General features: G+C 45.7%; 16 protein-coding genes. 12 read left to right on the top strand and 4 right to left on the bottom strand.

Features of this window, described 5'->3' with window-relative positions:
• The first annotated feature begins 57 nt into the window (after positions 1 to 57).
• A complete protein-coding gene (locus tag AABK39_RS11615) occupies positions 58 to 2775 on the top strand; it encodes a two-component regulator propeller domain-containing protein (RefSeq protein ID WP_338391519.1) in 2718 nt (905 codons plus the stop codon).
• 20 nt (positions 2776 to 2795) lie between these two features.
• On the opposite strand, the gene AABK39_RS11610 is transcribed toward AABK39_RS11615, so the two are convergent.
• On the bottom strand, positions 2796 to 4784 hold the full coding sequence (locus AABK39_RS11610; RefSeq protein WP_338391518.1) for a LamG-like jellyroll fold domain-containing protein: 1989 nt from the start codon (positions 4782 to 4784) through the stop codon (positions 2796 to 2798).
• Positions 4785 to 5668: 884 nt separating this feature from the next.
• Between AABK39_RS11610 and AABK39_RS11605 the strand changes: the two genes are divergently transcribed.
• On the top strand, positions 5669 to 6307 hold the full coding sequence (locus AABK39_RS11605; RefSeq protein ID WP_338391517.1) for a hypothetical protein: 639 nt from the start codon (positions 5669 to 5671) through the stop codon (positions 6305 to 6307).
• Between the two features lie 124 nt (positions 6308 to 6431).
• On the opposite strand, the gene AABK39_RS11600 is transcribed toward AABK39_RS11605, so the two are convergent.
• On the bottom strand, positions 6432 to 6758 hold the full coding sequence (locus AABK39_RS11600; RefSeq protein WP_338391516.1) for a HesB/IscA family protein: 327 nt from the start codon (positions 6756 to 6758) through the stop codon (positions 6432 to 6434).
• A 332-nt stretch (positions 6759 to 7090) separates the two neighbouring features.
• Between AABK39_RS11600 and thiL the strand changes: the two genes are divergently transcribed.
• The 3 genes from thiL to AABK39_RS11585 are packed head-to-tail and all read left to right on the top strand — an operon-like array spanning position 7091 to position 9745.
• The gene (gene thiL, locus AABK39_RS11595; protein ID WP_338391515.1) at positions 7091 to 8134 is read left to right on the top strand and encodes a thiamine-phosphate kinase; all 1044 of its coding nucleotides are present in this window, start codon (positions 7091 to 7093) and stop codon (positions 8132 to 8134) included.
• A 56-nt stretch (positions 8135 to 8190) separates the two neighbouring features.
• A complete protein-coding gene (locus tag AABK39_RS11590; protein ID WP_338391514.1) occupies positions 8191 to 9069 on the top strand; it encodes an alpha/beta hydrolase in 879 nt (292 codons plus the stop codon).
• Positions 9070 to 9124: 55 nt separating this feature from the next.
• Positions 9125 to 9745 (top strand): NUDIX hydrolase, encoded by a 621-nt coding sequence (locus tag AABK39_RS11585; protein ID WP_338391513.1) that lies wholly within the window; start codon positions 9125 to 9127, stop codon positions 9743 to 9745.
• On the opposite strand, the gene gldA is transcribed toward AABK39_RS11585, so the two are convergent.
• Positions 9742 to 10692, bottom strand: coding sequence for a gliding motility-associated ABC transporter ATP-binding subunit GldA (gene gldA / locus AABK39_RS11580; RefSeq protein WP_338391512.1), 951 nt, complete (start codon positions 10690 to 10692; stop codon positions 9742 to 9744). The genes AABK39_RS11585 and gldA overlap by 4 nt on opposite strands.
• Before the next feature lie 294 nt (positions 10693 to 10986).
• Here gldA and AABK39_RS11575 point away from each other — a divergent pair, with 294 nt between their 5' ends.
• Positions 10987 to 11268: an RNA recognition motif domain-containing protein gene (locus tag AABK39_RS11575; protein ID WP_338391511.1), complete on the top strand. Its 282-nt coding sequence runs from the start codon at positions 10987 to 10989 to the stop codon at positions 11266 to 11268.
• Positions 11269 to 11275: 7 nt separating this feature from the next.
• Here AABK39_RS11575 and AABK39_RS11570 read toward each other — a convergent pair whose 3' ends face one another.
• A complete protein-coding gene (locus AABK39_RS11570; RefSeq protein ID WP_338391510.1) occupies positions 11276 to 11893 on the bottom strand; it encodes a TlpA family protein disulfide reductase in 618 nt (205 codons plus the stop codon).
• Between the two features lie 460 nt (positions 11894 to 12353).
• On the opposite strand from AABK39_RS11570, the gene AABK39_RS11565 reads away from it, so the two are divergent.
• The 6 genes from AABK39_RS11565 to AABK39_RS11540 all read left to right on the top strand — a co-directional run bounded on the left by AABK39_RS11565 (position 12354) and on the right by AABK39_RS11540 (position 24880).
• On the top strand, positions 12354 to 14345 hold the full coding sequence (locus tag AABK39_RS11565; protein ID WP_338391509.1) for a LamG-like jellyroll fold domain-containing protein: 1992 nt from the start codon (positions 12354 to 12356) through the stop codon (positions 14343 to 14345).
• A gap of 545 nt (positions 14346 to 14890) precedes the next feature.
• Positions 14891 to 17098, top strand: a complete 2208-nt coding sequence (locus AABK39_RS11560) for a fasciclin domain-containing protein (protein ID WP_338391508.1) — start codon at positions 14891 to 14893, stop codon at positions 17096 to 17098.
• 3 nt (positions 17099 to 17101) lie between these two features.
• Positions 17102 to 20341, top strand: coding sequence for a SusC/RagA family TonB-linked outer membrane protein (locus tag AABK39_RS11555; protein ID WP_338391507.1), 3240 nt, complete (start codon positions 17102 to 17104; stop codon positions 20339 to 20341).
• 86 nt (positions 20342 to 20427) lie between these two features.
• Positions 20428 to 21858 (top strand): RagB/SusD family nutrient uptake outer membrane protein, encoded by a 1431-nt coding sequence (locus AABK39_RS11550; protein WP_338391506.1) that lies wholly within the window; start codon positions 20428 to 20430, stop codon positions 21856 to 21858.
• 12 nt (positions 21859 to 21870) lie between these two features.
• The gene (locus AABK39_RS11545) at positions 21871 to 23364 is read left to right on the top strand and encodes a fasciclin domain-containing protein (RefSeq protein WP_338391505.1); all 1494 of its coding nucleotides are present in this window, start codon (positions 21871 to 21873) and stop codon (positions 23362 to 23364) included.
• Positions 23365 to 23395: 31 nt separating this feature from the next.
• The gene (locus AABK39_RS11540; RefSeq protein ID WP_338391504.1) at positions 23396 to 24880 is read left to right on the top strand and encodes a fasciclin domain-containing protein; all 1485 of its coding nucleotides are present in this window, start codon (positions 23396 to 23398) and stop codon (positions 24878 to 24880) included.
• The last annotated feature ends 12 nt before the right edge of the window (positions 24881 to 24892 follow it).

The following is a 24892-nucleotide window of genomic DNA, read 5'->3' as shown; positions in this document are numbered from 1 at the left end:
ATTTGTCTGCCGTTTTACCGATATTGCCCCCATGTTTCCGAGGAAAAACCGTGTTTGATGGGACTGATTTTTTCGCTTATTCTCTTGCTGGGCCAAGTGCCGGTATTCAGCCATTTGGGCGTAAACGATGGCGTGGCCCACAGCGACGTACTCGATATTGATCAAGACAGCCAAGGTTTTCTCTGGATTGCCACTCACAACGGTTTACAGCGCTATGACGGAGACGTGTTACGGACTTTTCGCCATACTCCCGGCGATAGTGTAGGTTTGCCCGGTAACAGAATCAAGACGATTTGTGTTGATTCCCGTGATCGGATTTGGGCGTATATCCACGGTAGCGGTTTCGGATATTTCAATGGCGAAAGCGAACGGTTTTTCCGAATGGAATTGCCCGGATTGGGAACGGCGACCATCAGCGATATTGAAGAAGACAAATCGGGTGATATCTGGGTGGCGACGTACGGCGAAGGAGTTTTTAAGATAGAAAATACCGGAATCCGCCATTATTTGGCCGAAGAAAGCGCATTGGCTCAAAACGATATTCGGGATTTGTCACGAACGGTATCCGGCGATATAATTTCGCTTTCCGCTTCGGGCATTCCCCAGCGCTTTTCCTCCGATAGTATAGTGGATTTAGGTATTGATCCGAGTCTGAAAATCCAGAGGATTCTTCCTGTCGGCGAAGGTAAATATCTGCTTTGTGATCGGGATCGTCTGTATGTTTGGGGAAATGGAAAAGTGGAATCGGTAGCGCGACGAAAGTTGAAATTTTTTCCTTCTGATATAATATCTGAAAACGGAAATGCTTGGATTAGCGGCTCCGCAGGTTGCGAGATTTTTGATTTGGCGAGTGGAGAGTCGGAAGTGCTGAGTGTGACATCGCCAGAAGATATTCCCAAAGAAAAGCGCTTGGCAAACAACAGGGCGAATTGCCTTTTTGCCGATCGGTCGGGAATGGTTTGGGTAGGGACGTCGGGCGGAGGCTTGAGCTTTTATAAACCCTTTCGGCATGATTTCCGGCTTTCGCCGAAAGAAGGGTTGCCGAACAAATATATCTCCGCTTTTGCCGAAGGCAAAGGAGGAAAAGTTTGGGTCGGGACGCGTACGGGTTTGGCTTTGTTCGATAAAGAAAAAGGGCGGTTTGAGAATATAGATTATCTGACTTCCCGGATTTCCGCTTTGTCGAAAGCCCATATTTCCGATCTGCTGTATTTGCCCAAGCGAAATACGCTTTGGGTGTCAAGCAGGAATTTGGGCGTGTTTGTGTTGGCTTTTTCTGAAGACGGAAAAGCGTTGGAATCCGACAAACGTATTTTGGAAGGTAGAAACATAATCGGTTTGTGCTGGACTGAAAACGGTAAAGTCTGGCTGACAGGTTATACTTCTGGCGTTTATCTGGCGGATCCTTCGGGCGAAGGGCTTGAGCCGTTGGACCGGAAAACACTGCCGAGTTTGGCGCTAAACTATTGCTACGCAGATTCGCTTAGCGGGAAAGTCTGGTTTTCGACCCGCGACAAAGGGATTTTTGCCATAAATGCGAAGACCAGAGAGTTGACGGACTTTTACGGCAAAGCCGACGGTTTGGGCGCCGATTATTGTTGGCCGATCGTAAAAACGGCGAAGGATACGCTTTGGGTTGGGACGATTGGAGGAGGTTTGACTCGGTTGGTTTTTGGAAAAAGCGGTAAGCCTAATTATAAAATATACCATTCGGGAAATACGCCCGAAATGGAGGATAACGATATCGAATCCTTGGCCTTCGGAAAAGGAGAACTATGGGCCGGAGGCCGGGGGCTGTTGCGTTTTGGGGCGGACGGAAATTTGATCAGAAAATACAGCCGTAAAGACGGCTTGCAAAGCGAATCGTTCAAAATCGGGGCTTCTTTGGCCTGTTCGGACGGCTGGTTCTTTTTTGGGGGTTCCGAAGGGTTTAATTATTTCCATCCATTGGATTTTTCTGAGAATACAGCTCTGCCGTATGTAGGGATTTCGGCGATAAAAACCGACAATAAGCAAGTCTTTCCCGATTCAGTTGGGAGCTATCATATTAGCCCGAATTCTCGATTGGATATCGACCTGAAAGGAATGTGTTTCAGCGACGGAAACCGATGTGGAATCGAATATCGATTTTTTGGAAAAGGAGATACGACATGGACTGATTTGCCTTATAAAGCGACTTCTTTTTCTTTGCGATCTTTAGATTCGGAAATCACCAAAATCCAATTTCGGGCAGTGAAAAGAAACGGTGTTGTCGGTCCGATGAATTCGGTGCGTTTGACGATTGATGACAGCCCGTTTCTTGTTGAGCATCGAGTTGTTATAGTGATATTTTCATTGATCGGGATAGTAGTCTTTATTTTTCTTTTTTGGAATAAAAAAGAGGCCGAAGAATATCGAGATCAAGAAAAAGCGATTGGCCTAGAATCGGCGAGTCGTGACTCTGATTTATTGGATAAAGTCAGGGGAATTGCCTTGCGGAATGTGTCGGAAGGGGAGTTTGGAGTGGCGCAGTTGGCGGAGGCCATGGCCATGAGCCAGTCGTCGCTTTACAAGAAGGTGAAAGCCGAAAGCGGGCAGACTGTCGTTGAGTTGATTCGAAATATCCGTCTGGAAAAGGCAGGCGAGATGCTTACGGTAACGGCGTTGCCGGTAGGTGAAATCGCCAATGCGGTCGGGTTTTCGGACGTGAAGTATTTCGGGCGTTGTTTCCGGAAACGTTTTGGTCAAAGCCCGTCCGAATACCGGCAAGAACGGCGGAGAGCTTCGGCCAAGTGAGATTAAAATACGATTTTGTCTTAGGAAACGGCGTTTAGCGCTTCTTCGCAGGCCTTGAAGCCAGGGTCGTGCAGAAGCATTGCTTCCAAAAGGCGGGCACGTTCTTTTTGGTCGAGTTGGCTTGTAGATTTTTTCAAAGTTTCGAAACAATGTCTGAGCAATTCGTTTAATTCCAACCTAAACGGCCTCAGTGATTGGTATTTTTCCGAAGGGAAGAATTTTCCCCGTTCCAATATTCCCGTTATCAGTTTCAGGTATTCTGGATTTCCGTTGCGGATCAGTTCCCGGAGTTCTGCGAAATCGCATGTCTCGTAATCGTCGCAGATTACGGTCCAGAGTCCCGCTCTGTCATAGACCAGTTTAACGTAAGGGCTATTTTCCAGCGTCTCGCGGATTCTCCGTATAGATACGCTTCTGTTGTTTTTGCTTTTTTGGTGCGAATAATTCGGCCAGAAAATATCATGAAGCTCCGCGGTGCGAACAGGCCTGTTTTCTATACTTCTCAAAAGGATAAACGCGAATATTTCCTTCAGTTTTGGGGGCATATTCGTGACGGCGTTTTCCTGCTCTGAATTCAAAACCTCCAATGGGCCGAGTAACTTGATTTTGTGTTTGTGTCCGCTTTCTTGTCGCTTCGCAGGGCGTTTTGTTTTCGGGGTTACATCAGATTTTTTGGCTCTATTTTTCTTTTGCTTATTGTTTGTTAATCGGTTGGACCAATATGCGATTACAAGAATTAGCATAATCAAAATAACAGTTATGACAACATGGGTTGATGTCTCATTTGTGGTTACTTTGGCTTCTTCTTGAAGTAGATCAGTTGAGGCTTCGGGATAAGAGTATAATTCGAAGATTTCACGCTTGCTTAGTTCCCGAGTCCAATAGCCGACATCGTAGATTTTTCCCTCAAAATCGAATTCCCAATAATCTGTTCCAATTTCCACCTCGGCTTTCGGAAATGGTGTGAAAATTCCGATTGGAGCCCGGGTTACCAATATTCCATTGAAATAGAAAGTGGCGTTTCCGTGCTCCGAAAAGGTAATGGCAAAATGGCTGGGGTAATTCTTGGAAATAGGAAGTCTTGACGTGTGGGTAGTGTTACCGGATGCGAACGGGATAAACGATAGTGAACGTTGGTTGACTAAGCTTATCCGAAACGCATTATCTATGTTAAAAAGAGCGCCTCTGGAATATGTTTTTTTTACAGAGTCTTGCTCTGTAACGGGTAGGACCCAAAGGCAGACTGTTCCGGAATTTCCAGAACGGACATTACTGATTTTCGGAAAAACTTTATTGTCTCTAGGAATATTAAGATACCCGGATTTTCCATCACCTGAAGCCTCCCAGAGCTTGTTTGCTACTTCCGCTCCAAATGCTTTTGTAAAACCGTCTTTATCGCGACCCGAAAAAAAGGATAAGCCACGTTTTAGGTCGTGTTTAAGTTTTGTTTTTGAATATAATGCGTAAGCCTGTTCATCTGTAATTGCTTCAGCAACGAACATCGGTTTCGCTATTTTCCATTTATAAAAACCGCTTTCGTAATATCCGCCAAACTTTAGTCTGGATCTGTTTGATTTGGGGAGTGGATAATGCAAAGAGCCTTTTTTTATTCCGTTTTGGAAAAGGGTCAGTGAGTCTTTGGCGTAGCATACGATCAAATGTTGCCAGGAATGCTCTCTAATCGCCGTATTGCGAAAGGTGGGCATATAATTCCTGTTGAAACTAAAGATTCTGAAGTTTCGGTCACGCTGATTTAGTCCGAAAATAAAAAGGTCTTCGAAGAAAAAAATATTCGGAATATACCCGTCGATGGAGCCCGCTTTGATCCAGAAAGAGAGGTGAAATTCGTTTTCGAATCCGACTGTCCCCATGTCCACCGCATCACCGGGTTGTTTCAGTTCATAGCACTTTCCAATAGCTTGGTCCGTGGCGTTTTCCTTGTTTACTGGGTCGGCAAATGAGACTAAATGACAAAAAACGAATAGAGCTGTAATCGTAAAAATTCTCATAATCGGTGCGTAGTCTGGCAAGTTGAGTGGCTGAGCGGTATCGTAATTTCGATCGCTTTTGTATTTGCGATTTGGCGTTGTAAAATGTTCGGTCGTTAGGTTAATTGTCTGATAAAAACGCTTGTGGCAAATGTGCTGAAACGAAGTTAGCTCGCTGGTGTTGAGCCAAAGATATTTTTAATTTGCAGAGTTTCAAAATAGAAACAGTAAATTTGAAAACGTCTCGCAAAGCGCTTTCACCCCCTTTTTTATGTGAATTTAGAAGCTTTTTCGTTTTGTTTTAGTACCGAGGTGCTACAAGAGGGGGAGCTTGATTATTTGGTTTTTGATAGCGTTTATATCTCTTATAAAGTATGAAAAAAATGATAAGCGAATAATCTGAATGATAAATAAATTAATCGGTGAATTCATTTTGGTTTCGGTTAATTTCAGGATTAAAAAACTTTTTTTATATCATATATGTGATTGTTAATTAGTGTTTTGTTTCATTAACTCTAATTGAATTCCGCTTTATGTGTTTATTCGGGTTAATTTTTTTCGATAAGTGATTTATGACTCTTTAAGCATATCGGTTAATGTTTTTTGTATCACCTCTGTTACCCTGTGTTTTGTTACTTTTGCTTCACATATAAAAGGGTTGTTTTGAATATGAATTTTTTCGGAATGTAGTTAGGCTTTGCTCAAAGTTTTATTCGAATAAAGTTCAAGCCTTAAATATCTGTAGACGAATTACTCCTTGATTTTAATTCCGGAAACCTGGGCTGAATAATTGAAAACTGAAAATTGGCAATAAGATGACTAGGTATCATTTTGTGTTTTGTTTTGCGTTAGCTCTGTTTTTCTGTACATGCGGACGTCCTACGGCAAAAACGTCGCAGGATAGTTTGAAAGTCGAAACGCTCAAAGCCGTATCTGCTTCGGCGAATGAGGTAGAGTTGGCGGGACGGATAAAAGGGGCCAAGAACGAAGTGTTGGTAGAGGGCGGTTTTTACATTTGGGAGTGGGGAAAGAAAGATCGGGGATGTAGAGTTATAAAAGGAAAAGTGGATTTAGAAACCCGAAGATTGAAGGCGAAAATCGGCTTGCTTAAACCGGAGACGGTTTACGCTTTTGTCTCTTATGTGGAAGACAAAGGGTTTCGGATGGAAGGCGATATTATGAACGTCAAAACGTTAGCGGAATCCGAGATTAAGGTTCTGGAGTTGCGTACGGATGGGCCGGTTTTTATTTCGGAAAGTACGGCTATGCTTAGTGGCTTTCTGAAAAATTATCGCAATGCGGGAAAAGCCACATTGACCTTTTCGATTTGGGAAAAAGGAAAAGAAAACGAACCTAAGCAAATAAAAGTTAAAAATACATTCGGCGTATTAACCGGCGATGCGACAGGGTTGCGTCCGGATACCGATTATTCTTATACGCTTTTAGGAATTAATGATAGGGGACCGGTGTTGGGGGACACTTTAAGTTTTAGAACCAAGAAAAGTTCGGTGCCTGTTTTGGGCGGTTACGATCGAGGACGTTAATATCCTAAGTCAGTCGTGGCAGTATGTATTCGACAAAACAAAACGCCGTCAAGGAAATCCCTGACGGCGTTTTGTTTTCTCCGGCATGTATCGCGCTTCGGATTTTTCTCCAAAGATTTACAGGTTATATAGAGAAGCTCTCGCCACAACCGCAAGTGCGCGTAGCGTTCGGATTGATGAACTCGAAACCTTTTCCGTTCAGTCCGTCGGAGTATTCCAAAACGGTTCCGGCCAAGTAAAGGATGCTTTTCTTGTCTACCAAAATCTGGATTCCTTTGTCTTCGAACACCTCGTCGCTGTCTCCGGTTTTGTCATCGAAGCCCAAATCGTACATTAGACCCGAGCATCCGCCGCCTTTAACAGATACTCGGACTTTGTGCTCTTCCGAATAACCGTCGTTGGCCCTGAGTTCTATGATTTTTTCCTTCGCTTTATCCGTAATTGTTATCATATCCGCAGAAATATTTTTGATTGCCAGTGTGGTGTACAAACGAAGCGATCCGCTGTTATGTTGCACCTCATAAGCAAAGGTATGGATTTTCGTGCCATCTGATCAAATAGATCCGGATTATATGGTGATAGCCTAAAGAGATCTACGGATTTATTCTTTCATTCCCATTAAATTGGCATTTTGGCTCCAAACAACGAATTTCGCAACAAACCATAGTATTTCGCAACAAAAAAGCCATATTGGGTTGGTTGTAATGCTTTGGTTTTCAGTGAAATGTTTTTGGGGAAGAAGCTGGAACGCTCAGCCTCAACGATAAAAACAAATTGGTTCAAATGTCTGAAGAACAAAAAAGAACCGAACTTTCCTCATTGGGCGAGTTCGGGTTAATAGATAGAATTACGAAAGATTTTCCGCTGACCCACGAGTCTTCGGAACTAGGTGTGGGCGATGACGCCGCTATCCTCAATTATGGAGACAAGCGCGTGGTCGTAAGTACGGATATGCTTACCGAAGGAGTTCACTTCGATTTGCGTTACGTGCCGCTGAAGCATTTGGGCTATAAGTCCGTGGCCGTAAACGTATCTGACATCGCCGCGATGAACGCTGTGCCGAAACAGATTACGGTAAGTATCGGGCTGAGCAGTCGCTTTTCTTTGGAAGCTTGCGAAGAACTTTACGCAGGAATCCGCGCCGCTTGCGAAGAATACGGCGTGGATCTGGTAGGGGGCGACACCACCACTTCGCGAAGCGGTTTGGTAATCTCGGTAACCGTAATAGGCGAGGCCGAAGAAAATGCCTTGGCAAAGCGCGACGGCGCCAAGGAGAAAGACATCATCTGCGCTACCGGAGATTTGGGCGGGGCGTATATCGGTTTGCAGATTTTGGAACGTGAGAAAGAAGTCTTCTTGAGCAATCCGGAAATGCAACCCGACTTGTCAAACTACAATTACGTAGTGGGACGTCAATTGAAGCCGAAAGCGCGTATGGATATTATCCACGAGCTGGCGGACTTGGGCGTGGTCCCGACTTCGATGATCGATATTTCTGACGGTTTGGCCAGCGAGCTTTTGCATATCGCTAGCCAGTCGAACGTGGGGATTTCCATTTTCGAAGACAAACTTCCGATCGACAAGCAGACGTACAATACCGCTGTGGAATTCAAGATCGATCCTATCACTTGCGCTTTGAACGGCGGTGAGGATTACGAATTGCTGTTTACGATTAAGCAGAGCGAATACGAGAAGCTGAAAATGCATCCCGATATTCATTTTATAGGATATACCCAGAGCAAGGAAGACGGCTGCAACCTGATCACTAAGCAGAACAACGTTTATCCGCTTTCGGCGCAAGGCTGGAACCATTTTAACAAGAAATAAAGATTGGCCCGCTACGCTTAGGTGTGGCGGGATATTTTTTCCATCGTTCGAAGACCATGATAAATCCGAAACTCATAAAAAAAGGTGTTGAGGGAGTAATAAAGAGAATTTATCCTTTAGCGGAGAATTACGCTCCAAACACGGCGAGACGTTTCGCCATGAAACTTTTTTCCACACCTATAAAATTCAAGAATTCTGAAGGTGATTTACGCTGTTTGGCACAAGCTAATCGAAATTTCACCATTTCGGCGGATGGCAAATCCATTAAGGTGTACGTTTGGGGCGAAGACTCCGAACCGGCTGTTTTGTTGATGCATGGTTGGAGCGGAAAGGCAATGCAACTCAAAAAGTTTATCTCTCCTCTTAGGGAGAAAGGGTTTCGGGTAGTGGCCATTGACGGCCCCGCGCACGGGGACTCTTCGGGTCGGCGAACGCATTTGTTGGAATTTGCCACGGCGATAACCGAGGTGGGAAAGAGCATTGGCGGTTTTAAAGCGGTCATCGGCCATTCAATGGGCGGTACGGGTACGTTGCTTTCCATTAAGTATGGCCTGCGTCCGGATGTGGTGGTTACTGTCGGTGCCCCGAGTGTAGGCGAGTGGATATTCGATGCTTTTGCGAAAAAAATAAACGCTACGGAAGTTACCGGGAAATACCTTAAAGATCAGGTCAGAAGCAAATTCGGTGTGGACTTGGAAGAGGTTATGCCGTTGGCGTTTTCCGATTTGTTGGACAGTACGTTGAGCGGAATGCTGGTAGTACATGATCGTAAAGACAAGGAGGCCGTGTTCCGTCATGCTGAATGTTTGGTGGATGCCGTTCAGAAATCAGAATTACTGGACACCAAAGGGCTGGGACATGCCCGGATTTTGAAAAACGAAGGAGTTGTCAAGAAGATTGTCGAGTTTGTGGCTGAAAAATCGAAGCTCGGTTAAGTTTAGCGAAAAAACGGTTTCGTCATTGGCGAAACCGGTATTATCTGGATAGCGGATGGGCTTTATTGAAAATTTAAAGAACAAACTGGAAGACGGACTGCCTGGCGTGGAAGGCCAAAAGACGATGGCTCCGATGGAAATCGGGGATTCCCGTTTTGGCCGAATGCCGAGTGACGCCAGAAAAGCCGCTGTTCTCTGTCTGTTTTATCAGGACGGTAAAGGCGAATGGCGGTTTCCCTTGATTCAGCGTCCCGAATATCCGGGTTCGCATGGAGGTCAGGTGAGTTTTCCCGGAGGGAAAATAGAGCGACAAGAACGGGCAGAGGACGCCGCTTTGCGCGAAACACATGAGGAAATCGGAGTGTGGCCTGACGAAGTCCGGCTTTTGGGAAACCTTTCCGATCTCTATATTCCCGTCAGCGGTTTCGTCGTTTCCCCATTTTTGGGTTACGCCTCCGCAGAGCCAACGTTTAAACCCGATCCGCGCGAAGTAAGCGGTATTTTATATCCGACTTTAGAGGATTTGTCCAAGCAGTTTTCGGAAGGCCCCGGAACCGCCATAATAGAAACCTCTTACGGCCGGATGAAAGTTCCGAGTTTCGATGTGGACGGCTCCGTAGTTTGGGGAGCGACTGCAATCATCATAGGAGAGTTGCTCACGCTTTTGAAAGATTAATTCGACTGGCTCTCTTTTCGGTCAGTGAGACGACGGAAGATGTCTTCCATTGAATTAGGTTCCTCGGTCAAGCCAATCAGTTTGGTCCCATTGGCAACGGCAAAATCGAAAATCATTTCCCGGATATCCTGTAGGCTCGCCGAGCTGATGTTAAAGGTTCTTTCGCCGATGCTTTCCGCGCTAATTTCTGGCGATATGCTCCTCAGTTTGTCAAGATTTACTTCGGAAGTGAATTCCACTGTGTAACGTTTCGCTCCAAAAGAACCCTTTAGTTCGGCAATGCTTTGGTCGGCCACTATTTTTCCCCGGTTAATGATGACGGTGCGGTCGCACATGGCTTCCACTTCCTGCATAATATGCGTGGAAAGAATTACGGTTTTGTCTGTGCTAATGTCTTTGATCAGTGATCTGATTTCGGAAAGTTGGTTCGGGTCCAGGCCGGTTGTCGGTTCGTCCAGAATCAGTACCGACGGATCGTGGATAAGGGCTTGGGCCAAACCTACACGCTGTTTGTAGCCTTTGGAAAGCATCCCGATTTTTTTGTTCTGCTCACGGCCAAGTCCGCAAAGCCCGATAACCTTTTTCACTTGTTTGTTGAGGTTTTGGCCTTTGAGTGAATGTACACTTCCGGCAAAGGCCAGATATTCGCGTACGTACATGTCGTAATACAATGGGTTGTTTTCGGGAAGATATCCGATATGGCGCTTTGCTTCCACGGGAGCTTGCTGGATATCGTACCCGCAGACCATGACGGTCCCTTTAGTCGGCGATACGTATCCGGTGGAAATCTTCATCGTAGTTGATTTTCCCGCGCCGTTTGGTCCCAAAAAACCGAGGACTTCTCCTTTTTGGGCGTTGAAACTAACATTGTTTACAGCCGTTTGGCTTCCGTATATTTTTGTTATTCCAATAACTTCTATTGATGATGTTGGATTATTTTGAGTCATATTCCTGTTGCTTCAGATTTGGCCCACGCAATGTTTATTGTAAAAATAAGCAAGAAAATCGAAATCCATTTTTTAGGAAACAGATAAAGTATGAAGGTTCCTTTTTCGGGTGTAAATCGGCATATTATTCTTAAAAATATGGCTCTTGGGGTATGTGAGTGCAGTAATTGCGGTGTAGTGTTAAGAATAACTAAAGTTTTTTCTATATTGTGGCTTACTATTCAAAATAAATCTATGACACGATAAGCTGGGTAGTATTTTTTATTTATTAATATAAATAAAAGAATATTTTTTATGAATATCTATGTTGGTAACCTTCATTACACTCTGACCCAAGATGATTTGAGGGAGGTCTTCGAGCAATATGGGATCGTGAACTCGGTCCGGCTGGTGATCGACAAAGATTCTGGGAGGAGCAAAGGGTATGGCTTTGTGGAAATGCAAAGCGAATTCGCCGCTGACCTGGCTGTGGAGCGGTTAAACGAAATGGTCCTCAGGGGCCGAAATATGGTGGTGGGAAAAGCTAAAAACGCTTTTTTCAAGGTTTCCGAAAAGCCAAAGACCCGAACAAGATAGCGGACCGTTAATGTCCGCTATTTTTTTGTGTTTTGCCCAGCGTCTGTAACATTTCCAGAAAACTGTCAGTATTGTAATAAGCCATGCCTGAATGGCTGAAGGTTACTTGCCCCGAGGGGGAAATCACGAATGTGCTGGGGATGGAACTGTGGTTGAATACTGCGGGCAGGGCCGAGACATTTTTGTAAAGTGGCATATCGTAGCCTTTCTTTTCGAAAAACTTTTGGGCTTTGGCCATTTTTTTATCCGCCGTTACCATTACAAAAACGATGTCGCTGTCTGTTTTGGCCCGTTCGTACAAGGCTTGGATATCGGGCATTTCAGCAACACAAGGCGGGCACCACGAGGCCCAGAAATTCAGAAAGACGGTTTTTCCCTTAAACTGTGAGAAAGGAACGCGTTGGCCATCGGCGGAGACGAGCGTGAAATTGTAGTCGGCTTTTGGGCCGTTGAAGTCCGGCTCGCTGTCGGGACGGATCAGTCTGGTTTTGACTATCAGACCCTGTACGAATCCGGCAACATGGGGGAGGGTTCCCGTGGCGTAAAGGCCCAGAAACACAGCTGAAAAAATCGCCAGTTCTATTACGGCTCTCTTTCTCGATTTCTTTTTTTCTTGTTTGTCCATATGATAGGGATTTGTTCGAAATCCAAATATGAAAAATGTTGAGAAAATCAGCTATAGTTTTTACTTTTATCCTTGGTGGCGGAGAGTTTCTTTTCGCCGGATTTAACTAATTATTTCTGGATTTCTAGGTATAAGCCCACGCTTTTTCTGCGTTTTTGGGAGACCTTTCGCTATACGCCTATTTAATAAATGTTAGCGGAATATTGTCTCTTCTTTTGCCGAAAAAAATCGACAAGCTATATGCGTGGATACCTTGCGTATGCAATTTTCTGTATTGCGCAAGCGGTTTTCTGTACCCGTTTCGGTATTGGCCAACCTGATATTTTTCGCTTAGGCAGAGTTAAAGCTAATGGGAGTGCTATAACTAATCTGTATGCTGACACATTTTTATAAAAATTGTTTGAAAGGAATATTTAAGTTCCGGAGGTCTGTTATGTCTTATTTTTTAATGTGCTTATTTATGGTTCTAGCTTTCGGTGAATCGGCATCGGCTACGAAAGAGGTGCGTATTCGATCGGATTCGACTTATATGGAACGAGTGGATGCTTTTGATACGGTACGGCATGTACGCTACGGGCAAGGTGATGTTTCGGGAGGGAAGTTATCTTACTTAAACATCAGTGAAGGAGATTTTTCGGTGGAAAAGATCTCCAAAATATGGGAGAAGTGTGGCTATCCGCCAACTTATATAGTCTGGGGGAGAGGTCAAGAGGCTCTCGCTGAGTCGCTTTGCGATAGTTTGAATGCTTTGGAAAGAATTAGGGGAAAGATAGAAAAGAGTGACGGAACACCAATAAATGGAGTAAGGCTGTCCGATGAGGGAAGGGCCTTGCCTAGTTCGTATTTTAGTGTTCCCGTCAGGGAAGGGAGAACGGATAGAATCAACTTTCGTAAGCCAGGGTATGAATTTAATCCCGAAGTGGTAAAGGTTCTTCCGGGAAAGAAATTGACTGATCCATTGCTTGTTTTAGCGACACAAGTTCCTTTGTATGAGGGGATTGTTAGTTTTTCTTTGAGCTCCTCCCGGTTTGATGGAGTTTTCCCGAAGGGGATGAGAAACAGGTTTGAAAAGAAAGGGCTGGTAAAAGGGGCCGATTACTGGACTTTTAATGGAAAAGGTGCGCAAGTAAGGCTTAAGGAAAAGGTGGATGGGCCGGTTTCCATATATTTCGGTTTTCGGTTTAAGGAAGAGGGGCACTCAGGACAGACCTTGTTTCGGAGAGGGGAGGTGTTCGAAATATTTGTCAGGAAAGGTATATTGAGCGTTGACCTTCCAGGAAAAGGGCGGGGAGGCGTGTTTTCCTGTAAAGTGGAGCCAGATGTTTGGAATGATCTCGTATTGACTGTCGAAACAGGCGGAACCTTGGGAGTTTATCTAAACGGGGAGCATAAGGGTACGGTGGATTTTGGAGTTCAAGGGTCTGTGCGTGAGTCGCTTGTGTTGGGTCGGGGCTACTGGAATGGGGGCTTTAGGGGCGATGTGCGAGATGTAATATTGTGGACCCGTACATTGGGAAGTGAGGAGATTTCGGAACTGTCTGACATTGAGGGTGGTGGGGTATATTGGAGAAGAGGTGTGCCTATAGTTGGAATTCTGGCTTTTCTGTTCATCTTTTTGATTTTGTTCAGACAACGTAAAGTTAAGAAGGTGGAAGAACGTATTTCAATCGACAAAAGGAGGCCTACAGGGCCAGAGATACGTTTTTTCGGAGGGTTTAAGGTAATTAACAGGGCCGGAAATGACTGTTCCCATGATTTTGCGCCACAAGTTCGGGAATTGCTGGCTCTTTTCTTTTTGCATACGGCTAATGGCCAAAAAGTGGGGCACAGTATTGTGAACAATGCGTTATGGTGTGGCTTGGACGAGGCTCAGGCAAAAAATCGACGAAGCACGCTTTTTACCAAGCTCAGAAAAGTGCTTACCAAACACTCCTTAGGGAAGTTGGAATTCGACGATGGAAGCTGGCGACTATCGTTGAAATCCGATGTAGAATGCGATATACCGTTGGTCTACGATTGGATGGAAAGCCCACGACGGAATTTAGATCTTGAGACGCAGGCGATTGAATATATGGAAAGAGGGACGCTGTGCCGTGGGGTTATTGGCGCGTGGTTGGCTTCTTTCATCAGCGAATTTGAGCGTCGTTTGGTGATTAAGTTTAAGGAAATGGAAACCTATGCGGACATAAGTGAATATCAGGCAATGGCCAAAGTCTCGGAGCAAACGCTTCCGGCCGATATTATCGGGCTTCGGTATCGGCTAAGAGTTTTCTTGGAAACAGGGGAGGGTTCTTGGGAACGATTGTCCCATGAATACGAAAAGAGGTATAAAAGAGAAAAAGGCGTAGTTAGCGAGCGGGATCTTGACGCGGTGATGAAAGTTGAAAAGTTACTATGGGAAAAAAAGTTGGGGTTAAGCCGGAAAAAGAGCGAGGGGACTTCAAGGCCTTAAGGTCTGCCCATTAATGGGTGTATTATAACGTTATGCGAAAGTCAGAGCCGTAGTTATACTTTTAAGAAAAAGTGGGGTCAATAGTCACAGGAGTAGGTAAATGTTGCCGTTATGCGTGTCATTGGAGTACTAGACCAATTTTTATGATGATTTCTGAACCAAAAAAGGAGCGTAAGCTCCTTTTTTTATTGATATTATTTCTCACTTGTATAAATGAGAGGGTAGGAGAGAGAAATGCCCATTATCGCTTGTTAGCGCCGATTAGCGCAATATTAATGTTCATTAACATCATTTGAAAGCCAATAAATTGGTCATTTATTGATATTGCTGTTATCTGGATTTTTTTTCCTTTGGTATTGAACGCCACGCATTGTTTAGCTTTCGAACCATTCTTTTGGTAGTAGTCTGAGGTGATAGTTTTTAGTGTTTTCGATCGACTGTTTGCGTGCTTTGATTTTTGAAGATTACAGATTTCCAATAGTTCAATTTCTAATTTTTAATGTAACGTATGATGTAACATGATTACAAGAAACCTATCTTATTTTATGTTGATCGGCTGTCTTTTCTTCGCTTCTTGCGATGATGAGGTAGAGCACTACAAAGTTCCGAAAGCCCAGTACGGAACGGTTGTGGAAGTATTAGAGGCCAGGGACAATTTCACCCATTTTCTTAAGGGAGTGGAGATGCTCGATATGCGTTATGCGCTTGAAAGCAGTTCCTACACCTTGTTTCCGCCTACGGACAAAGCCTTCGAGAAGTACTTTTCCGAAAAAGGAATTTCGGGATTGGATGACCTCTCTAAGGAGGAACTTACCGGGGTTATTTCGAACCACGTAACCCGTAACGCCATCACTTGGGACAAGCTCCTTAAGATGGGATGGAGGGGCTGGCTCGAAGAGGACGAAAAAGGCCCCGATGGTGACGGTAGTTGGGCTTTCAAACGCCCGACGGTTTATCAAGCGCCTAACCCTGTCGAAACTGACAAGGATGGCAAATCTTACAAAGTGTGGCAGGCCAAGAAATTTTTGCCGCTGATGGCCGACCATTATTACTGCGGGATGCGCGAACCTGGTGACTATGAATTCCTTTTTGGCGAAAAATCGCCATGGGGAAAACCCGTGCAGTATACGGGTAAGCATGTACACCGGGCTACGGTGGTGGAACACGATATTGCCGCCAGTAACGGTGTGTTGCATGCGTTGGACCATGTCATTCCCCCTTTGGAGAATATCGACAGGACTCTGACAGCTCAGGGGAACCGTTTTGGTTTGTTCAAATCTTTGTTGGATAGATTCGCTCAATACGAGCAGTCGTTTCAGGGAACTAACGAACAGCCGATAAACGACTTGGGTTATCGGGACACGGTTTACGTAAAGCGCTATGAAAGGATTCATGATATCGGGTATGATATTATTAATATCCATGCCAGTAACCAGACGATCTATAGTGAACCTAAAGCTTTTACGGCTTTTGTACCGACTGACGATGCGTTGAACGCTTATTTTAACGAGACATTTGTTAGTTACGGTTACGAGTCCATTGACGCTGTTCCGGATAAGCTGATTTACTTTTTGGTCTCCAATCATTTGGCACAGACTTTCAACACTTGGGTACGTCCTTCGCAGTTGGATTTGTGTGTTTCGGGTTTGAAAGAGCCGGTTTCAATTGACAAGGATCAAGATGTTGAATATGTTGAATTCTGTAATAATGGGGTTCTTTATGGTTTGAGTAAGGTCTTGGAGCCAAATATATACAAATCAGTAGCCTCCACTATTCTGTTTAATCCGGAGTATTCGTTCTCGATGAACTTGATGTTCCTCTCATCGGAAATCACGGAACTTCTTTCGAACGTGGATCAGGAGCTGACGTATTTCGCCTTGTCAGATAACGCTTTCAAAGACGCCGGAATCCGCTATGACCCTATATTGGAGGTCTTTTTGAAGGATGTCCTTAATCCTGTTACCAATGAATGGACAGAAGAGCCGATGAACCTGTCCAGTGTTCAGGCTTTGTTGAAAGGCCACGTGGGTGTTGAGTTTAACCTTGAGGACAGAAACCGTCGGGTTTTCCTGCGTAGTGTTCAGGGTGGTTATATCGGCGTGGAGGCTGGTGAGGCCTTTGGCGGAGGTAATCAGGAAGAGGGTGAACGTGTTGCGATCTTGTCTTCTGACCCAAGGGGGAACAACGGAACGACTCATCTGCTGGCGTCTCCGTTGAAGCACGCTACACTGAACGCTTCGGATCATATTACCAAAGATGAGGAAACCGTAAAGCCGGAGTACAAAGAGTTCAGGCTCTTGCTTCAGAAAACGGGACTGTTTGGTGACAGCGAATACGGCTCGATATCCTTTTTGGGTAATTCCGATTATACAATCCTTATTCCAACAAACGAGTCGATTGTAGCGGCCGTGGCAGCGGGACAAATCCCGGGCCTGGACGAATTGGGGCGCACTAATACAGAAGAGGACCAAGAGAAGCTTTTGGGTTATCTAAAGCGCTACTTCGTTCAGGGCGAGAGGGTGTTTACGGACGGCCGGCTTAATGGTACGTTCAGGACGTTGGCCACTGACGCTAAAGGTGACAGGGTAACAATCACTCTGGAAAACCAGCCTGGAAGCTTGCGTATTCTTAACGGCGCAGGTGAAGGCAATGACCTTTCGGTAAAGGGCGGATCGGTGAGCGATATTATCGCCAGGTCCTCGACGATTCACCAGATTGATGGAGTACTGTTGTTGGACGATCAAAACCCATAACGGATGAAGACATTATATTTTTTCGCAATAAGTTTTTTGATAGCGACAGCCAGCCTGTACGCGCAGGACAATAAAGTCGTGGTCAAGGGCTATGTCAAAGGTTCGTCCGACAATATGCCGTTGATTGGGGCGAACGTAGTGGAAGTCGGTGACGACGGGCGTTTTATTCAGGGAACCGTTACGGATTTTAACGGCTTCTATATGCTCAAAGTGGATCCGACGCACCAACTTAATATCTCGTATATCGGCTATAATGCCAAGAAAGTAGCGGTAGGAAGCAAGACAACCATTGATGTGATCTTGGAAGATGCCGCACAACAGCTTGGTGTAGTAACCGTTGAAGCCGATCCGGTTATGTCCGACGGAATTAAGATACGGGATGTGGCCATGTCGGTTAAGACTGTTGAGCTTGACGACATCGCCCCTATTGGCGCCACGTCCGCGGACCAAATGCTCCAAGGCCACGTCAGTGGTGTGGATATCATGACCGTTTCCGGTGACCCCGGTGCTGGTATGCAGATCCGTATTCGCGGTACGGCGACTATTCTCGGTAATCGTGAACCTTTGATAGTGGTGGACGGAATACCTTTTGACACCGAAATCGACGATTCCTTCAGTTTCGCTTCCGCTGACGTACGGGATTTCGGAGCGCTGTTGTCCATCTCGCCTGACGATATCAAGTCTATCGAAGTGCTGAAAGACGCAGCATCGGCGGCGATCTGGGGATCTCGTGCGGCAAACGGTGTTTTGCAGATTGTGACCAAGCGCGGGCGCAAAAGTAAGCCTAGAGTCACGTATTCTTACAAAACCAGTTACAACTGGCAAGGTGATCCTGTCCCAATGTTGTCAGGTCCTGAATATGTTACTCTGCAAAAGGAAATGTACTTCAACGTAAGCGGTAATATCCATTCGGGTAATTACAAAGAGTTGAATTACGATCAGTCTTGGGAGAATTATTACAATTATGCCCAGAATACTGACTGGCTCGATGAGATTACTCAAACGGCCCAGATGAAAGAACACCATGTATCGTTGATGGGCGGTGGTGAGAAAATCAAGTACCGTTCGTCTGTTGGATTCCGTACGGAAGGCGGTACGACTATCGGTACCGGACTGGACCGTTTGACAGTGAAGACTAACCTTGATTACGCCATATCGTCACGGTTGAAATTCATTACTGATATTTCGTATACCCGGGCCGATAACGACCGCTCGTATTACAACAACATCCGTAGCATTAGCTACCAGAAGATGCCTAACGAAAGTGTCTACGAGTATGATGCGGACGGGAATCTTACGGGCAATTATTTCAATGCTGATTGGCGTAAACCTTATCAAGAATTTAAGCATGATAATAAATATTACCCTTTTTACAATCCGGTAGCTTTGGCCAACGAGTCAAGTAACAATTATTTGGAAGACCGCTTGAGGACTACGTTCACGTTGCGTTACCAATTGCGTGATGACCTTATGTTACAAGGTGACGTGGCTTTTGACGTGTTGAACGGACGTACCAATACGGTGCTGTCCTCCCTTTCGACCAACGAGGGCGCGTGGAGCCACTCGAGTAAAAACAAGGTTGCGGAAGGCAATAGCGGGACGTTCCGGGTACAGACCTATACCAAATTGATTTACACGCCGGATCTTGGCGAAGATCATGAATTAACCATGATGGGGCGTTGGGAGACAAACGAGTCTAGGGGAAGCTATTACTCGGCCTCTACGGGAAATATGGCTTCCGAAAAACTTTCGAATGCTGGTATGGGCGGAACATTGCTCAAAGTTGGTTCGGGAACTAGCACAGGCCGTAGTTTAGGTGGCGTATTTTCTTCGCATTACAAGTTCAAAGACAAATACATTGTCAGTGGTGGTATGCGTATCGACGCAAGTTCCAACTTTGGTGAGAATGTTCGCTGGGGCGCTTTCCCTTTCGGAGCTTTGGCTTGGCGTATTTCCAACGAGCCATTCCTGGCCGACGTTGAACAGCTAAACGAGTTTAAAATCCGAAGCAGTTTTGGCGTAAACGGTATAGCGCCGTCAGGGAATAGGCATTATTCCATTTACGGAACTACCGAAAGGTATCTTGACGACCAAGGTGTTAACCCTAACAACATTCAGCTACGGAATCTCTCATGGGAACGGGTTTATCAGTATAACTTAGGCTTTGACCTTTACGCTTTGGACAATCGCCTTAATGTTGTCTTCGACCTTTATCGTAAGGTTTCCGAAGACCTGTTGTGGGGTATAGGTTTGCCGAGTTCCGCAGGCTATAATTTTGAAGGTGTCAAGAAAGAAAATAGTGAATTGCTCCGCAACTGGGGTAAGATGACCAACGAAGGCGTCGAACTCTCTGTTGACTATGCGGTGGTTAAAACCAAAGACTGGGGAGTGGATGTAGGTTTTAATATCTCCAAAAACATTAACACTGTAGAGGAGATTCCGGAAAATTTCTCCTTGGAGAAAGGAAACCTGCTGAACAATGGGGAGTACGGCCGGCGTATCGTGATTGGTGACCCTATTGGTGGTTTTTACGGTTACAAAAGCGCCGGAGTATATTCGACAAAAGCAGAGACCATAGCCCGAGATCGTAACGGTGATCCTATTCCCGATTACAAGAAACAGGGCGATATGAAGATCATGACCAGTGGTTCGGGATATGTTTTCCAGCCGGGTGACGCTCGTTATGAGGATATCAACCATGACGGTGTGATCGACGAGCTCGACGTGGTGTATCTCGGTTCGAGTAATCCTGATTTTACGGGTGGTTTCAGTTTCCGTATTCGCTACAAAGGCTGGAGCTTGAGCAGTCTTTTCCATACAAGGGTAGGTCAGAAGATTATCAACGAAAACAGAATGCATTCCGAAAACATGACCAACCGATCTAACCAAAGCAAGGCGACGTTGCGGCGTTGGCGCGCTCCGGGCGACCAGACGGACATTCCGCGTGCGCTTTATAACCAAGGGAAAAACTGGCTTGGTTCGGACCGGTTTGTTGAGGACGGATCATTCTTAAGGTGGAAAAATGTCTCTTTGAGTTATCGTTTTTCAAGGGATTTGCTCAAGCGTATCGGGCTTCAGGATCTGAAAATGTACGCCACGGCTTACAATCTCGTGACTTGGACCGACTATACAGGCCAGGACCCGGAAGTTGGCTTGGGTGCCGATCCGTTCTACTTCGGTGTGGACAAGAGTGTGACGCCACCAAGCCGATCGATGATTTTTGGAGTGTCGGCGACATTCTAGTCTGATTTTTAAAGCGAGCGGAAGGAAAGGGTATACTTCTTTCTGTGACGCAAGCTTTTGGATTATGAATTTTTAATGTGAAATCCATGATGAGAAACATCAATATAATAGCCGTCGTGCTGGTTTCCGTTCTGGCTTTTGGTTGTAGTGATTGGCTTCAGATCGAGCCCGAAAACGACATTACGAAAGACCAGTATTGGAAATCCAAGAACGACGTGGAGGCCAGTGTGGTCGCGGCGTACGTACGTTTGCGAAAACAGACGCCTACCTTCTTTTATTGGGGAGAATTAAGGGCCGATTTCTTGGCCGACGGGGAGGACATTGATACGGATGCCCAGAAAATCATGTCGCTCCGGATTCTGGACGATAATAAGTACTGTCAGTGGGGCGATATGTATTCGGTGATCCAGTTGGCGAACACCGTATTGAAATACGCTCCGGCTGTTCGGGATTATGATTACTCGTTTACGGAAAAAGACCTCGACGGCTATATGGCCGAGGCCTATTTTATCCGTTCGTTATCGTATTTCTACTTGCTCAGAACCTTTAAGGATGTTCCTTTGGTCCTTGAGCCTTCCGATACTGACGATGTAAATTTCTATTTGCCGAAAAGCAAGGAAACGGAAATTCTGAACCAAATCATCGCCGATTTGGAAAAGGCTGAACGTGGAGCAAGCATTGATTTCGGTTCGTTGGCCAAAAATAAGGGACGCGCCACAAAAAGCGCTATACAAGCCTTGTTGGCTGATGTTTACCTTTGGTCGGGGCGTTTTCCGGAGGCTATCGCCATGTGCGATAAGATCATAAGCCGTTCGGCCCATGCGCTGTTGCCGGAAAAAAGCTGGATGGAAATCTTTACCGAAGGAAATACTAGCGAGGGCGTTTTCGAAATTCAATTTGACGCCGAGTTGAGGCAGTATAATTCCTTCGCCGGATTTCTTGGTTTGGTTGAGACTCCTCAATTTGTGATTAGCGGAACTGCTTCCGAGAAGTATCGGGCAGAAGACGTAAGGGGCGAACACGCAACCTTCAAGCCTGACAGCAAAAGAATCTGGAAATATTCTGCGTTGAATCCTAACGGAGATGACAATGTTCGACCATTGGATGCCAATTGGATCCTCTACCGCTACGCTGACATCCTATTGATGAAAGCTGAGGCTTTGGTGCAAATGGGTTCGTATCTCAAAGCTCAGGATTTGCTCAACAAAGTGCGTGAACGTGCGGGCTTGGGACCTCAGCTTCTTCCCGTTGACCGTGTGGGCGCCGAGGATATGATTTTGAACGAACGCGCTTTGGAATTCGCTTTCGAAGGCAAGCGTTGGTTTGATATTTTGAGAATGGCCAAGCGTGGACGTCCGGAGTTGGTGGTGGAAATCTTGTTGGAGAACGCTCCCGCTTCGGAAAGACCACTTTGGGAAAGTAAACTTTCGGACGAGAACAGTTTCTACCTCCCGATCCATATCAACGAACTGAGGAACAATACCAAGCTGGTACAGAATCCTTATTACGAACACTAAAACATGCGGAACATGAAAATGTACAAGAAATACGGCCTTTTGGCGCTGTTGCTTCCCATGTTAATTCTGGGAGCCTGCGACAAGAACCTGCCGGAGACTTTCAAAACGAGCGATACGATGACCATGATGGAATACCTGGAGAAAGAATCCGGGAATTATTCCGAATTTCTGGCCATGCTCGACAAAAGTGGGCTTTACGGCATTCTGAATGCCACAGGAACGTTCACTGGTTTTGTGCCTGACAACGAAGCCGTGACGGCATACCTTTCCGAAAACGGAATATCAAGTGTCGACGCTCTGGAAAAAGGCCAACTTAGGGAATTGGTAGGTACCCATTTCCTTACGGGCGAGTATTCAACGGACCTGATGACTCCCGGAATGTTGCGTGACTCAACCTTTGCGGGTGGTTTCGTAACCGTAAAATTCCGAGAGGGTGGAGTGAACAATCTTTTGATTAACAATCGCTCTACCATAAAATCTCGCGATACGGAATGCTCGAACGGTACTTTGCATTTTCTTGATAAAATGCTGAAGCCAGTGTCCAATTCCGTTTTTCAGGAAATCGAAGCGATGGGTACGGCCACTATCTTCGCTCAAGGGCTTCGTGAGACGGGGCTGATGGAAATGCTTAACAAATCCATTTCCGAAAAAGGTTACCCCGTTAACTATACCGTATTGGTGGAAACGGATGCGATGCTTGCGGAAAAAGGGATAGGCAGTTTGGAAGAGCTGATAGCCTTGCGTTCCGAGGGCGGAGACATTACGGATCCCGCAAATAAGTTCTACCAATACATGGCTTACCATTGCATTAACGGATTGTATTATTCTTCGGAATTTACGAATAAAATTTATCAAACCGTTGGGGCGAATATGGTAAGTGTGGATGTCGACCACGGCTTTAGGATAAATCCCGTTTATGATGAATTCGGAGATTTTTTGAGTGCGAATAGCTTCATTCAGGAGAAAATGGATCACCAAGCTTCCAATGGAGTGATTCATGAGTTGGCTGATATGTTACCCGTGGTTACCCCGCGTCCGGTGGTGGTTCGCAATGATGTGCTTGACGTACCGGAGATTCGTCGTCTACGTGGTCAGGATTTATCCAAGGTAACCTTCTTTACTAAAAATGTGGAACGTTGGGATTCTGAAGGCCAGCGCGATGAAGGTTTCTACTACGGCGGAAACCATTGTGGACTTAACCTTGGTTCATTGCACATGACAGGTTATATCGGAACTTTCCATTTCACTACCGAACCGATTGTAAAAGGAGAATACCGTCTCAGAATGAAGGTGGATTCTAACGGCGAGGATGCCTTTGGATCATTCAATTTCTATGTTGACGGTAAATTCGCAGCTTTTGCCGATCCAAGAGGTAACAGTGGCGCTTCTAACGTGGATTTGGGAGTGTATACATTCAAGGAAAATGGAACTCATGTGATTTCCATCAAAAACGTTCGACCTGGCCGTTTGACTATGGGATGCGTGACTTTCGAGCCTACAAATTGATGGAAAGTAACACTTTTAAAAGCTGAAAAACATGAGAATACGATTGTTTAGCATATATGCGCTTTCCGTTCTGTTCGCCGGCCTGTTGATGTCGTGCGAAGACGCTTGGGAAGACCATTATGAGGGAAATACGGCCTCTCAATATCAGGGGACCGTGTCCGAATACCTTCAGTCGAAGCCGGAGTACGCTCGTTTTTGGTCGCTGGTCAAGAAGCACGGAATCGACCAAAAGCTGGCAAAGGGCGGAAGCAACACGGTTTTTGCCGTGCCCGATGCCGGAATGGCTTCTTTCGATGGCCTTGACGAGAAAGCGGAGGCGGACAAGATCGCTTACCATGCCGGAAACGCGTTGGTTTACGGCTACAACGTGACGAAGCAAAAAGATTACTTTGCTTTCTTGAAAACCTTTTTGTCAAAAAATGTCCGCCTGAGCGAATCGGCCGGAACTACTTGGGCTAATAGGGAAATCAAAGTGACTGAGTCGGATATCGTTTGTTCCGACGGTGTGGTTCACGTTTTGGAAAAAGCCCTTTTGCCTACGGCGAATATTTACGAACAGTTGCAAACGCTTGGCGACGAATACGACGCTTTCAAAAAGTATGTTTCGAAAGACACCTTGCTTTTCGATCGCGAACTAAGCGTGGAAGTGGGTAAAGACGAGTTCGGACGTACGGTTTACGATTCGGTTTTCGTACCGCGCGTATACTTCTTGGTTCGCAACGGCGATATCGCCCATGAGGATTCCACACTTACTTGCTTCGCCTTGAACGAAACGGCTATGCAAGCCACTTTCGACGATTTGGTGATGCGCTATTACGGAGACGAGTCCAATTTACCGGAAAATTTCGATGTGGTTGAGCTTGACCGCTCAGGCCAAAAGTCAATCGGGTCGATGCGTTCGAGGATTATGGACGAGATCCGCAATTCGACGGTTTGGACCGGAGAGGCCACTGTCGAGAACATGCCTGATACGCTGGAAATGACAACCCGCCGGAAAGTAATTGTAAAAGCTTCGGATGCCGGTGATTTGAGCGTACAGAGTAACGGTTATCTCTATACTTGGAACCGTCTAGGACTTTTGGCTTCGGACGTAATGGGTGACACATTAGAGTTTGAATCGGAAAACGTACCATATTTCACTAGTCCTGACAATACGCTGATAGAAGTAGAAAGCAGTGGAAGCCAGCAAGGATTCTTCTTCAATATGGATGAGCCGGTGGAGGTTACTGTGGAATGCGAAAAGCTGATCGGGGGAAAATATATGGTGTATTACCGCTCGGCGATTTCGGGCCATAATAGCCTGTTGGATATAACCGTTGACGGCAAAAAGTTCGTGACGGAATTTCAGCCTCGCGGTAATTGGCTTAATAACCGCCTTGGAACAGTGAACTTTGACGCTTTCGGTAAGAAAGTTATCAAAATCAAGACACTGGAGCCTTATAACACGGATGAGGGATTGTACGGAATCAGTTTCGACAAACTAATCTTTATCCCTTACGCCGAACATTGGAAGTAAGGTCTTGCCATC

The sequence above is a fragment of the Fulvitalea axinellae genome, from assembly GCF_036492835.1.
In the GTDB taxonomy this organism is placed as follows: domain Bacteria; phylum Bacteroidota; class Bacteroidia; order Cytophagales; family Cyclobacteriaceae; genus Fulvitalea; species Fulvitalea axinellae.
Note: the sequence above shows the minus strand (reverse complement) of the source record. Positions and strands in the feature narration are given on the sequence as shown.

What these genes read in the sequence shown, in the direction of transcription:
- AABK39_RS11575 (WP_338391511.1), top strand. Translation starts at nt 10,987, where the DNA reads ATGAATATCTATGTTGGTAACCTTCATTACACTCTGACCCAAGATGAT.
- AABK39_RS11585 (WP_338391513.1), top strand. Translation starts at nt 9,125, where the DNA reads ATGGGCTTTATTGAAAATTTAAAGAACAAACTGGAAGACGGACTGCCT.
- AABK39_RS11590 (WP_338391514.1), top strand. Translation starts at nt 8,191, where the DNA reads ATGATAAATCCGAAACTCATAAAAAAAGGTGTTGAGGGAGTAATAAAG.
- thiL (WP_338391515.1), top strand. Translation starts at nt 7,091, where the DNA reads ATGTCTGAAGAACAAAAAAGAACCGAACTTTCCTCATTGGGCGAGTTC.
- AABK39_RS11540 (WP_338391504.1), top strand. Translation starts at nt 23,396, where the DNA reads ATGAGAATACGATTGTTTAGCATATATGCGCTTTCCGTTCTGTTCGCC.
- AABK39_RS11545 (WP_338391505.1), top strand. Translation starts at nt 21,871, where the DNA reads ATGAAAATGTACAAGAAATACGGCCTTTTGGCGCTGTTGCTTCCCATG.
- AABK39_RS11565 (WP_338391509.1), top strand. Translation starts at nt 12,354, where the DNA reads ATGGTTCTAGCTTTCGGTGAATCGGCATCGGCTACGAAAGAGGTGCGT.
- AABK39_RS11600 (WP_338391516.1), bottom strand. Translation starts at nt 6,758, where the DNA reads ATGATAACAATTACGGATAAAGCGAAGGAAAAAATCATAGAACTCAGG.
- gldA (WP_338391512.1), bottom strand. Translation starts at nt 10,692, where the DNA reads ATGACTCAAAATAATCCAACATCATCAATAGAAGTTATTGGAATAACA.
- AABK39_RS11615 (WP_338391519.1), top strand. Translation starts at nt 58, where the DNA reads ATGGGACTGATTTTTTCGCTTATTCTCTTGCTGGGCCAAGTGCCGGTA.
- AABK39_RS11610 (WP_338391518.1), bottom strand. Translation starts at nt 4,784, where the DNA reads ATGAGAATTTTTACGATTACAGCTCTATTCGTTTTTTGTCATTTAGTC.
- AABK39_RS11550 (WP_338391506.1), top strand. Translation starts at nt 20,428, where the DNA reads ATGATGAGAAACATCAATATAATAGCCGTCGTGCTGGTTTCCGTTCTG.
- AABK39_RS11555 (WP_338391507.1), top strand. Translation starts at nt 17,102, where the DNA reads ATGAAGACATTATATTTTTTCGCAATAAGTTTTTTGATAGCGACAGCC.
- AABK39_RS11570 (WP_338391510.1), bottom strand. Translation starts at nt 11,893, where the DNA reads ATGGACAAACAAGAAAAAAAGAAATCGAGAAAGAGAGCCGTAATAGAA.
- AABK39_RS11560 (WP_338391508.1), top strand. Translation starts at nt 14,891, where the DNA reads ATGTTGATCGGCTGTCTTTTCTTCGCTTCTTGCGATGATGAGGTAGAG.